Genomic DNA, 12,349 nt, shown 5'->3' on the forward strand with positions numbered 1-12,349 from the left:
AGTAAATGTTTCTAGAAAATACGGTAAATCACGAAGAACAATTTGGTTGGATCGAAGTAATCTGCGGCTCCATGTTTTCGGGCAAAACAGAGGAATTAATTCGTCGTTTGCGTCGGGCGCAATTTGCTAAACAAAAGGTAGAAATCTTTAAACCGGCGATTGATGTTCGTTATGATGAATCGATGGTGGTTTCGCACAACAAAAATGAAATTCGTTCTACACCCGTACCCGCTGCAGCCAATATTGCAATTCTAGCCCAAGGTTGCGATGTTGTAGGTATAGACGAGGCGCAGTTTTTTGATGATGAAATTGTAAAAATTTGTAATGATCTTGCCAATTCGGGGGTTCGTGTAATCGTTGCCGGTTTGGATATGGATTTTAAAGGAAACCCGTTCGGACCCATGCCGGCTTTAATGGCAACAGCTGAATATGTAACGAAAGTCCACGCAGTATGTACTCGAACAGGAAATTTGGCCCATTACAGTCACCGAAAGTCCAGCAATGAACGCCTAGTTTTATTAGGAGAGACCGAAGAATATGAACCGTTAAGTCGAGCAGCTTATTTTAAAGCAATGCGCGAAAATATCGAAGTCAAAGACCCTGAAGAATTATCTTCAGACACCAACGCATAAACAATCGTGACGTTAACTATCCGAAATATTATTCCGATTCTCAACGCTCAATTTCATGGAGATCGGGAGGATGCAATTATCGATACTGTTTCGATAGATAGTCGATCACTTCAAAACAGCACACACACCTTATTTTTTGCATTAGTCGGACCCAATCACAACGGGCATGATTACTTGAAAGCACTACTTGTGCAAGGGGTATATAATTTTGTAGTGGAATATATACCCGATGGGATGTCGGGCAGCGCCAATTTTTTAGTGGTTGAGAATTCTTTGAATGCCCTTCACGATTTTGCCGCTATGTACCGCTCAAACTTTACCTTTCCGATTATTGGAATTACAGGTAGTAATGGGAAAACAATCGTAAAAGAATGGCTCAATTTTCTCTTGAGTCCCGATTATAACATTATTCGAAGTCCGAAAAGCTACAATTCACAAGTTGGAGTTCCATTATCGGTTTTAGGAATCAATGAAAAACACAATTTAGGGATTTTTGAAGCGGGTATTTCAACGGTAAACGAAATGCAGCATTTGGAAAAAATCATTCGTCCTACAATTGGAATACTCACCAACATCGGTTCGGCACATGATGAAGGATTTCATGATGTTGGGGAAAAAATTAAAGAAAAACTCTGTTTGTTTTCTGCTGTTGAAGTGCTCATCTTAAATAAAAACCGTTCGATCGAAGCTTTTCTTTCGCCCAGAGTGAAAACGTTTACATGGAGTTCAGATGCGGGTAAAGCCGATGTTTTTATCATGGCCAATGAAAAACCCGATTGTACAGAATTGCGGGTAACCTATCAAAAACATTGTTTCACGGTTACGATTCCATTTTCGGATCAAGCCTCGATTGAAAATGCAATTCATTGTTTGATGCTGCTCTTGTATTTGCGCTATGATGAAGCAATTATTCAAACGCGTATGGCACAGTTGTATCCTGTAGAAATGCGTTTAAAAGTCAAAAACGGCATTCACAATACTCGCTTGATCGATGACAGTTATAGTTCCGACTTCCAATCGCTTAAAATTGCCTTAGATTTTTTAGAGAGTCAGAAACAATACAAAAAGAAAACTCTTATTTTATCCGATATTTTTCAAAGTGGATTAGTCAATGATGATTTGTATGCACAAGTTTCATTTTTGACGGTTACCAATCAAATTAACCGTGTGATTGCTATCGGACCAACAATTTCAAATTACCAACGAAAGTTTCCAAATTGTTTAGCATTTCCCACTACTGCCGCTTTTTTAGAAGCGATGGATACCCTAACTTTTGAAGAAGAAACGATTTTAATTAAAGGCGCCCGGCATTTTCATTTTGAAGAAATTGTATTGGCCTTGGAAGAGAAAACCCACGAAACAGTCTTAGAAATTAATCTTAATGCGATTAGTCATAACCTGAATTTTTATAAGTCCAAACTCAATCCCAAGACTAAAATGATGGTCATGGTAAAAGCATTTAGCTACGGGAACGGAGGTTATGAAATTGCCAAATTACTAGCCCATCACAAAGTGGATTATTTGGGAGTTGCTTTTGCCGATGAAGGAATTGCACTAAAGCAAGCGGGGCTCGAATTGCCGATTATGGTTATGAATCCTGAAAGCACGAGTTATCAAGCCTTGATTCAGTTTGGACTCGAACCCGAAATTTATTCGCTAAAAGGCTTGAATGCCTTCGTTAAATTGGCTGAAGAGAAACAATTAAAAAATTTTCCAATTCATATCAAACTCGATACGGGGATGCATCGTTTGGGCTTTATGGAAGATGATTTGCCCGAACTCATTGCCCGTTTACAACAAACCCAAGCGTTAGCAGTAAAGAGTATTTTATCTCATTTGGCCGCTAGTGATAATATGGCGTTTGTCGATTTTACATTGGGTCAAATCAAGTTATTCAAATCCTTGTCGGAGCAATTGATGGAAGCATTGCAAATTCAACCCATTCGACATCTATTAAATACCTCGGGAATTTCAAATTTTGGTCAAGCTCAATTTGATATGGTGCGCCTTGGTATCGGTTTGTATGGCGTTTCCAATGACGAAGAAGAACAAAAGTTTTTAGAACAAGTAGCTACATTGAAGTCCTTAATTTCTCAAATTCGAGTGATCGAACCAGGCGAAAGTGTCGGTTACAGCCGTCGTTTTATGGCCGAGCGCTTAACGCGAGTAGCTACGGTGCCTATAGGATATGCCGACGGTATTTCGCGACATTGGGGGAATGGAAAGGGCTATGTGACAATTAAAGATAAAAAAGCACCGATAATAGGCAGTATCTGTATGGATATGCTGATGGTTGATGTGACCGATATTGATTGTCAAGAGGGACAAGAAGTACTATTATTTGGTAAAGACCCTTCGGTAACCTACATGGCTAAACAATTGGGCACGATTCCGTACGAAATTATGACTTCGATTTCACAACGTGTCAAGCGAATTTTTTATCGGGAGTAAGTTATTTTTTTCTAATTTACTACAAGGGCTATGCATTAAAATTTGTAGCTTTGATATTCTAACCGTTACAAATAAAAAACTATGGGAATGATTGCTGAATTTAAGCAGTTTGCAATGAAAGGCAATGTAATTGACCTCGCCATCGGGGTCATTATTGGAGCTGCCTTTAGTAAAATTTTAAGTTCATTTATTGACGATGTAATCACCCCTCTTTTATTAAAACCCGCATTGGAAGCGGCCAACCTTCAAAAAATTGAAGACCTAACGTTGCTTGGCGGGGTGAAATACGGCATGTTTTTATCATCGGTGATCAATTTTATAATTGTTGCCTTTGTTTTATTTTTATTTGTAAAAGGAATGAATGCAGCCAAAAAGAAAGAGGAAGCCGCGCCTGCTACTCCTGTAGGACCTTCGCAAGAGGAATTATTAACGGAGATTCGTGATTTATTGAAAAAGTAAACCGCTACCTATATATTCTAACTAAAGCCACTCCAAAGCGGGTGGTTTTTCTTTTTAAAATTGACCAACCGATACAATTTCTCATTATTTTTGTCTGGTTGTTAAAGGCGAGAAAGGTTTCCCCTTTTTTTAACGCGCTACGTAATCATTCAACTTAAAGAAAAAAACTATGAAAGTTGCCGTTGTAGGTGCTACCGGTATGGTAGGCGAGGTAATGCTACAAATGTTAGCCGATCGAAATTTTCCCATAACCGAATTAGTCCCAGTCGCTTCAGAAAAGTCTGTCGGAAAAAAAATCACTTGGAAGGGTCAATCGTATGAAGTAGTTGGCTTACAAACTGCTGTCGAGATGCGTCCAGACCTTGCATTGTTTTCTGCTGGAGGGCAAACCTCATTGGATTGGGCTCCTAAATTTGCTGAAGTGGGAACTACGGTAATTGACAATTCTTCCGCTTGGCGAATGGATCCAACAAAAAAACTGGTAGTTCCAGAAATCAATGCGCACGAATTAACAAAAGCCGATAAAATTATTGCCAATCCCAATTGTTCTACAATTCAAATGGTTATGGTATTGGCACCTTTACATAAAAAATATGGTGTAAAACGGGTTGTGGTTTCTACCTACCAATCCATTACGGGTACCGGTGTGAAAGCGGTACAACAATTAGAAAACGAGTATGCGGGGATTCAAGGTGAAATGGCCTACAAATACCAAATACACCGTAATGCTATTCCGCATTGCGATGTTTTTGAGGATAATGGCTATACCAAAGAAGAAATGAAGCTTACACGTGAAACCAAGAAAATCATCGGTGACGATAGTATAAACGTAACCGCAACTGCTATTCGAATTCCAGTAGTTGGCGGGCATAGTGAAGCTTTAAACATTGAGTTTCATCACAACTTTAATTTGAGCGAAATTCGTGAAATTTTGCACCATACTCCGGGTGTTGTGGTTCAAGATAATACCGATACATTTACCTATCCAATGCCGTTGTATGCACACGGAAAAGATGAGGTGTTTGTGGGTCGTATTCGACAGGATGAGAGTCAGCCCAACACCATAAATATGTGGGTTGTAGCTGACAATTTACGCAAAGGTGCTGCCACCAATGCCATTCAAATCGCCGAATATTTAGTAGCCCATCACTTGGTATAAAATACTTGTGTCGAACATAAAATCTTGTCGGGTCTTAAAAAAATGATAAATCGGCAGGATTTTTTTATTGATATTTTACCTTTGTATCATGTTGAAACTACGTAAACTTCTTTTTGGGGGAGGTATAGCTACCACATTACTGCTTGTTTTTGTGCTGCAGTTTGTGCATGCGGTCAATCACCTTGTTCACGAATTTGAAGTGAAGGACTGTAACCATCAGTATACGTTGGGTAAAACAGAGGTAGGTCATGCGCACTATACATTCGAAAAATGTTTTCAGTGTGCGTTTGCGTTTAGTTCGTATATCGAACCCATAGCGATTTCTTTCCACTCACAACATTCCAACACAACTTCTACCTACGAAATTCAAGCGCCACATCGGTTTGTAACGATTTTTGAGGGTAGTTTCTTTAGCCTTCGGGCACCACCGATTGTCGGTTAGATTTATTTTTTGGGCGCCACCTTGCCTAGGCTAAAGTCTGCATCAAGGTAGGGCTGTGCACGGTGCACGGCACCTAGTTCCCATCCCTGGCGCGTTTGTGCACGCTAGAACGTTTATTTTTCTAATCACAAATCAATTCATTTCACTCATGAATCAATTTTTATGGATGGCTGTGTTTGGCTTTTTTTCGCTAGCACAGGCACAAAATACAGTCTCAGGAACGGTTACCGCTTCCGGAAAACCCTTAGAATTCGCCGTGATACAATTGCCCGATTTACACCTCGAAACTCAATCCGACGCATTAGGGAATTTTACCTTTAAATCCATTCCCAAAGGAACCCACAAAATCGTTTTTTCTTTTGTTGGTTTTGAAACCCAAACCCAAGAACTAAAAATGATTGTTGCTCTCGTAACCGTTAATTGCGAACTCAAAGAAAGCATCCACCAAATGGATGAGGTGATTGTGTCAACGGCCTTCAACCGCCTCCAGTCGGAGAATGTTATGAAGGTCGAACACCAAACTGCCAAAGATTTGCGTCTAAAAGGAGCAGCCACTTTAATTGAAGGTTTGGCAACCATTCCAGGGGTGTCGCAAGTGGCAACAGGGACGTCAATCGGGAAGCCTGTAATTCGGGGTTTAAGCAGTAATCGTGTTTTAGTATACAATCAGGGAGTGCGTCTGGAAAACCAACAGTTTGGCGAGGAGCATGGTCTCGGACTCAATGATGCAGGAATCGAAAGTGTTGAAGTGATTAAAGGTCCTGCCTCGTTACTTTACGGCTCTGATGCTCTGGGCGGAGTTTTGTATTTTAATCCTGAAAAATTTGCTCCTACGAATCAAATGCAGCTCAATTTTGGACAACGCTATTTTACCAATACTTTAGGAAGCAGCACAACTTTTGGCTATAAACTATCGGGCGATCATCTAAAATTCACTTCCCGTATTTCTCAAAATCGGCACTCTGATTATCAAACGGGTCGGGGGGAACGTGTAATCAATACTCGTTTCAAGGAGTTGGACTTTAAAACAGGTTTTGCGTATACTAATTCGTCGATTAACAGTGTTGTTCGATACAATTATAACCGCTTAAATCTTGGAATTCCAGAGGGTGGAATTGCCGAACAAACTACGATCAAAAATCCAGCTTATCCAAGTCAAAAAGTGATAGGTCAAATTTTGAGTTGGAATACAATTAGCTATTTTGGAAATTCTAAATTGGAAACCGATTTGGGCTATATTAATAATGACCGTAGCGAATTGGAAGATAGCGAAGTTCCCGTTTTGCGCATGATATTGAAAACATTCAATTATAATGTTCGGTATCATTTGCCTTCCATTGGAAAATGGGAAACAATATTGGGAACCCAAGGTATGTTTCAAACCAATACTAATTTGGGCGAAGAATATTTAATTCCAGACGCAACCACACGAGACCTAGGTGTTTTTTTAACATCTAATTTTCAATGGAAGAAAAATACAGTTCAAGCAGGATTCCGTTGGGACCGTCGAGGGGTAACAACAATAGCATTTGGTAATCCCGGCGATGAAGGTTATTTTCAAGCATTCAATCGTTCTTTTAATAGTTTTAATGCGTCGGCAGGATACAAAACTAATGTAAAAGAAAATATGATTTTCCGTTTCAATTTAGCTTCGGGATTTCGCGCTCCAAATTTAGCTGAATTGTCTTCTAACGGTGTGCATGAAGGAAGCAATCGTTATGAAATTGGGAATAGTCAATTGAAAAATGAGCAAAATCTTCAAGGCGATTTGAATTTAGAATACCGTAATCCGCATTTTGAATTGTTCGCCAATGGATTTTATAATCAATTGATTAATTACATTTATATTTCTCCCAAAGGGACACAAATTAATGGGTATGAAGCTTTTGATTATTTGCAAAGCAATGCCCGATTATTTGGAGGGGAGGCGGGAATCCATTTACACCCCCATCCCTTAGATTGGTTGCATATTTTGGCTACATTTGAGAGTGTGACCGGAATGAAAAATAACGGTGAATACTTACCCTTAATTCCGGCCAATAAAATAACGGGAAATTTTAGGATTGAATTTAAAGATGGAAAACGATGGAAAGAAACATTTGCATCATTAAATACGGAATATGTTTTTGACCAAAACAACCCAGGAATTTTTGAGACCGCAACCCGCGATTATAATTTGGTGAACCTAGCTTTTGGAACCGTGTTGAAGCTCAATAAATCACAATTTGATTTTACATTTAATGCAAACAATGTATGGAATAAAACCTATTTTTCGCATTTGTCACGACTCAAAGGGGAAGGTATTCCAAATTTAGGTCGCACATTAATTTTAGGTATAAATTATTATTTATAAATGCACTCTAATTAAGGATATAAAGTAAATAGGGTTATTTTCCAAACGCCCTTTAATCCAAATAATCAGGGCGTCCAACATAACGCATGAGGCGCTTGATTTTTGCTTTCCGATTCTGAATATAATTCGAAGAATTGATGGGCTTGTATTTTCTTGGGTTCGGGAGTATGGCCGCGATACCAGCGGCTTCGTCTTTGGTTAAACTTTTTACATCATGACCATACCAGTAGTGAGAAGCTGCTTCTGCTCCGTATACACCATCACCCATTTCGATACTGTTGAGGTATACTTCCATAATTCGTTTCTTGCCCCAAATCACCTCGATTAGCACGGTAAAATAGGCCTCAAAAGCTTTACGTAAATAACTTCGGCCTTGCCACAAGAAAACATTTTTTGCCGTTTGTTGCGAGATTGTACTACCTCCTTTAATGCGCCGGCCTTTACTGTTGTTTTTGTAGGCTTTTTGCATGGCTGTAAAATCAAACCCCCAGTGTTTGGTAAAGGTCCCATCCTCGCTAGCAATAACGGCTTTTTGCAAATTTACCGAGATGCTATCCAAAGGTTTCCAATCGTGGTTGCAAATCATTTCCTTGCCTTCGAATTTATTTTCAATGGCACGGGTTACCATCAATGGCGTGAATGGAACAGGGATCCATTTAAAAAGCAGGACCGATCCAATTGACAAACCGAAAAACCAGAGCATGATTTTTCGCAGTATTTTCCAGAATGTTTTCATTTATTCTATTAATTCAGCTAATTCTTTTCCAACTAAACTCCCAATAGCAACTCCCATTCCGCCCATTCGAACACCGCAGAACGTATGTTCAGATAGACGTTCAATTATTGGACGTTTACTAGTGCCAACACCCATAATCCCACTCCAACGATGCGCAATGCCAACTTCTCTTCCAGGCAGAATAACCTCACATAACAATTCTTCTAGACGCTTTTGAATTTGTGCTGTGACTTCCAATTCAGTTGTCGTTTCACCTTCAAAGTCTAAATTGCGACCTCCCCCTAATAAAATTCGGTTCTCAAAATTACGGAAATAGTAATAACCGCGATCGAGGTGAAATGTTCCGCAAATATCAAGGTTTGCAATTGGTTCAGTAATCAATACTTGAGCTCGAGCGGGACGCACTTCATTTTGGGTGAGTGTTCCTGCAAAACCATTGGTTGTAAACAGTATTTTATGGGTATTAAATGCAAAATTTTCGAGTTCGACCCGAACCTGATGACTGTTTTCAAAATGATGTTTTACCTCAATTTGATTTAAAATAAGGATTCCAGCTGCCACAGCTTTCTGCAGTAACGCTTGCATCATATTGCCGGTGTCAATTTGTGCTTCAAACGGATTAAATATTAAATATTCGTGAAGTCCTTTAAAGTCAAATCGATCTATTTCACGTGCAAAAACATCAGTTTTAAATAAGGGCTTTAAGAGCTCGTTGACAAAGGGAAGTTTCTGAAGGCAATCTTGATATAAACTTTCGTCTGCCTTTAAAAACAACTCATAGCCCCCATGAGGTTTGAAATCCAGGTGAGTATCACCAACAGTTTTTCGCAATAATTGAAGCCCTTCCCATCGTTTTTGAATGAGTTGAATTACTTCTTCTTCCGAATGTGTTTTGAGGTCATCAATGATTTCCGACAAACTTCCAAAACAAGCAAAACCTGCATTTTTGGTGCTTGCGCCTTGAGGCAATGTCCCTCGTTCAAGAATTAGTATCTTGGCATTAGGAAAGCGCTCACGTAACGCCAAAGCACAATGAATACCTACAATGCCGCTCCCCACTATCGTATAATCAACTGCTGTAAACCAATTTTTTATTTCCCAATAACTAAGTTGCATGCTTGTGTTTTCTTGTGTAAACAAAAGTATATAATTTTTTTTCGTTTGAGATTGAAATAAAAAAGTAAGGTTTTTGTAATTAGTTTATCGGAAATACTTGCACTTCTACGAGTTGTTAATATTTTTAAAGAATTGTCTGAACCAATTTATTAAAAACTTAATACTTTAGTCCACAATAATCTAAAAAAGCAAAAAATTATGAAATACAGATTACTTGCATTTGCCTTATTTTCCCTTTCTGGGTTGGTCTCGGCACAACAAAAAGAATCGGTATGGACATCTGCTACACGCGGCAATAGTACTTTGTTGGATAGCCGTATGCAGTTGCCAGAAGAAACTATTATGCATTTGAATGTTAACCAATTGAAATCCCGCTTACAGGCAGCTCCAGCGCGAAGTTTTAGCGGTAGATCAAGTAGTGTTATTGTTCAAATTCCAACAAGTAAAGGCGATATGCAACGCTTCAGTGTATTTGAAAATTCAACGATGGATCCTGCGCTTGCTGCACAATATCCTGAAATTAAATCCTATGTTGGTTATGGAATTGATAACCCGACTTTAACAGCCTATTTCAGTGTGTCACCATTGGGATTCAAGTCGATGGTTTTAGGAGCTGATCGTACGGCGGAATTTATTGAACCCTTAACCCAAGATTTAACAACCTATTCTATTTATAAAAAAGGTGATTATGCTGCTTCGGGAACCTTCCGTTGTTTGGTTGATGATGAGCCAATTATGATGAATGCAATGAATGGATTGGCGGCGCGACCAAATGCAGATGATGCGGTATTGCGTACCTATCGATTAGCCTTGTCTTGTACGGGTGAGTACACGGCTTATTTCGGCGGAACAAAAGCCTTAGCCTTGGCTGCAATGAATAATAGTATGACCCGAGTTAACGGTGTTTTTGAAAATGATTTTAATGCCCGAATGGTAATTATTGCTAATAATGATTTGGTAATCTATACCGATGCTGCTACAGATCCTTATACGACCAGCTATAATAGTCAGTTGCAATCTACATTGACTTCGGTTATAGGGGATGCCAATTACGATGTAGGACATCTTTTTGTCCGTGCGGCCAACAATGGAAATGCCGGATGTATTGGTTGTATTTGTAGCACTGGAAAAGGAAGTGCTTTTACATCAGGTACCATTCCGACAGGCGATATTTTTGACATCGATTATGTTGCACACGAAATAGGACACCAATTTGGTGCTAACCATACTTTTTCTATGAATAATGAAGGTACAGGTGCCAATATGGAGCCAGGTTCTGGTTCAACCATTATGGGGTATGCCGGGATAACTAGTCAAGATGTTCAACCCAACTCCGATGTCTATTTCCATGCCTTCAGTATCCAACAAGTAACTAATAATATTAAAGCAAAAACATGTTCGGTAAATACCGCGACAGGGAATGCAGTACCTACTGCCAATGCTGGTTTGGATTACACTATCCCACGCAGTACGCCTTTTATGTTAACGGGTGCTGCTTCAGATACCAATGGCGATGTGATTACCTACAACTGGGAGCAGTTTGACAATGCCGCTTCGACTGCTACTGGAGCAAGTTCAGCCGCAAGTGCTACTCGTACTAGCGGACCTACTTTCCGTTCCTATAATTCTTCTACTTCTCCCGTACGTTATTTTCCAAGAATGCAATCGATTTTAACGGGCGCTACGACTACTGCGGGAACTGAAATTACGGTAGAAGCATTGCCTTCAGTAGCCCGTACCATGAACTTCCGTTTAACCGTCCGCGATAACCGTATCGGTGGTGGAAATAACAATAGTGACGATATGATTGTCACCGTGAATGGTACCGCTGGACCGTTTGCCGTAACAGCACCCAACACTGCCGTTTCGTTTACTGGAGGATCGTCTCAAACGATTACTTGGAATGTGGCGGGAACTACGGCTAACGGGGTGAACTGTGCCAATGTAGATATCATGCTCTCAACAGATGGAGGTACCTCATGGTCTACGATTTTGGCTGCTACGCCTAATGACGGAACGCAATTGGTAACATTACCCAATATACCAAGTACGACTTGTCGAATCATGATAAAAGGGACCAACCATATTTTCTTTGATGTATCGAATGCAAACTTTACTATTACATTAGGTACACCTGATACTGCCGCACCAACAGCGCCTACTTTAGCAGCTTCGGGAACTACAACAAACTCAACAGTATTGTCATGGTCAGGAGCTACTGATAATGTAGCGGTAACCGGTTATGATGTTTATCAAGGGAGCACCTTAATTGGCTCAACGGCTTCAACAACATTTACAGTTACGGGTTTGACCGCTTCAACAACCTATTCATTTACGGTAATTGCTAAAGATGCTGCAGGTAATTTTTCTCCTGCTAGTAATACAGTTTCTGTAACAACGAGTGCTCCAGATACTACGGCACCTACAGCGCCTACCTTATCGGCTTCAGGAACTACTACAACGGCTACCAATTTATCATGGATAGGTGCTGCCGATAACGTAGCTGTGACAGGGTACGATGTGTTCCGTGGGACCACTTTAATCGGTTCAACAGCAGCGACCACTTTTGCTGTTACTGGATTGACAGCAGCGACAACCTACACCTTTAATGTGCGTGCAAAGGATGCTGCTGGAAATGTTTCTGTAAACAGTAATACGGTTACCGTAACTACTTTAACTGCAACTCTAACCTATTGTGCTTCGCAAGGAAATAGTACTGCCAATGAACGAATTGGTCGTGTTCAATTGGGAACCATTAATAACCCTTCTACAGGTACAGCGGGTTATGAAAATTTTACTGCATTATCGACAAATTTAGTGCGTGGAGTAGCCAATACCATCACGATTACTCCCACTTGGACTTCTACACGATATCGGGAAGGGTATGCTGTATTTATTGACTTAAACCGAGATGGTGATTTTTTGGATACTGGGGAAAGAGTATTTTCTCGTAATGCGACCACTACAACACCTATTTCAGGTTCATTTACCATTCCAACAA

General features: G+C 39.9%; 9 protein-coding genes. 7 read left to right on the forward strand and 2 right to left on the reverse strand.

Translation table 11 applies throughout. From position 1 onward, the window contains the following. The first annotated feature begins 5 nt into the window (after positions 1-5). From Q0039_RS07945 to Q0039_RS07970, 6 genes are all read left to right on the forward strand, one after another. Entirely contained in the window at positions 6-632 is a 627-nt protein-coding gene (locus Q0039_RS07945) for a thymidine kinase (protein ID WP_297511451.1), read from the forward strand. 6 nt (positions 633-638) lie between these two features. Beyond that, positions 639-3,083 (forward strand): bifunctional UDP-N-acetylmuramoyl-tripeptide:D-alanyl-D-alanine ligase/alanine racemase, encoded by a 2,445-nt coding sequence (locus Q0039_RS07950; protein ID WP_297511453.1) that lies wholly within the window; start codon positions 639-641, stop codon positions 3,081-3,083. 81 nt (positions 3,084-3,164) lie between these two features. Continuing rightward, positions 3,165-3,542, forward strand: coding sequence for a large conductance mechanosensitive channel protein MscL (gene mscL, locus Q0039_RS07955; RefSeq protein WP_297511456.1), 378 nt, complete (start codon positions 3,165-3,167; stop codon positions 3,540-3,542). A gap of 169 nt (positions 3,543-3,711) precedes the next feature. Then, positions 3,712-4,701: an aspartate-semialdehyde dehydrogenase gene (locus Q0039_RS07960; RefSeq protein WP_297511458.1), complete on the forward strand. Its 990-nt coding sequence runs from the start codon at positions 3,712-3,714 to the stop codon at positions 4,699-4,701. Between the two features lie 88 nt (positions 4,702-4,789). Next, positions 4,790-5,143: a hypothetical protein gene (locus Q0039_RS07965; RefSeq protein WP_297511460.1), complete on the forward strand. Its 354-nt coding sequence runs from the start codon at positions 4,790-4,792 to the stop codon at positions 5,141-5,143. Positions 5,144-5,291: 148 nt separating this feature from the next. After that, entirely contained in the window at positions 5,292-7,496 is a 2,205-nt protein-coding gene (locus Q0039_RS07970) for a TonB-dependent receptor (RefSeq protein ID WP_297511462.1), read from the forward strand. 52 nt (positions 7,497-7,548) lie between these two features. On the opposite strand, the gene mtgA is transcribed toward Q0039_RS07970, so the two are convergent. After that, entirely contained in the window at positions 7,549-8,232 is a 684-nt protein-coding gene (mtgA, locus tag Q0039_RS07975; protein ID WP_297511464.1) for a monofunctional biosynthetic peptidoglycan transglycosylase, read from the reverse strand. Beyond that, positions 8,233-9,348, reverse strand: coding sequence for an FAD-dependent oxidoreductase (locus Q0039_RS07980; protein WP_297511466.1), 1,116 nt, complete (start codon positions 9,346-9,348; stop codon positions 8,233-8,235). 198 nt (positions 9,349-9,546) lie between these two features. Here Q0039_RS07980 and Q0039_RS07985 point away from each other — a divergent pair. After that, positions 9,547-12,349 (forward strand): reprolysin-like metallopeptidase (locus Q0039_RS07985; protein ID WP_297511469.1); only part of this gene is annotated, 2,803 nt, incomplete at its 3' end.

The organism is Flavobacterium sp. (assembly GCF_027484945.1).
Taxonomy (GTDB): Bacteria; Bacteroidota; Bacteroidia; order Flavobacteriales; family Flavobacteriaceae; genus Flavobacterium.

Coding starts and splice junctions, on each gene's coding strand:
- Q0039_RS07945 (WP_297511451.1), top strand. CDS start 6: ATGTTTCTAGAAAATACGGTAAATCACGAAGAACAATTTGGTTGGATC.
- mscL (WP_297511456.1), top strand. CDS start 3,165: ATGGGAATGATTGCTGAATTTAAGCAGTTTGCAATGAAAGGCAATGTA.
- Q0039_RS07960 (WP_297511458.1), top strand. CDS start 3,712: ATGAAAGTTGCCGTTGTAGGTGCTACCGGTATGGTAGGCGAGGTAATG.
- Q0039_RS07965 (WP_297511460.1), top strand. CDS start 4,790: ATGTTGAAACTACGTAAACTTCTTTTTGGGGGAGGTATAGCTACCACA.
- Q0039_RS07970 (WP_297511462.1), top strand. CDS start 5,292: ATGAATCAATTTTTATGGATGGCTGTGTTTGGCTTTTTTTCGCTAGCA.
- mtgA (WP_297511464.1), bottom strand. CDS start 8,232: ATGAAAACATTCTGGAAAATACTGCGAAAAATCATGCTCTGGTTTTTC.
- Q0039_RS07980 (WP_297511466.1), bottom strand. CDS start 9,348: ATGCAACTTAGTTATTGGGAAATAAAAAATTGGTTTACAGCAGTTGAT.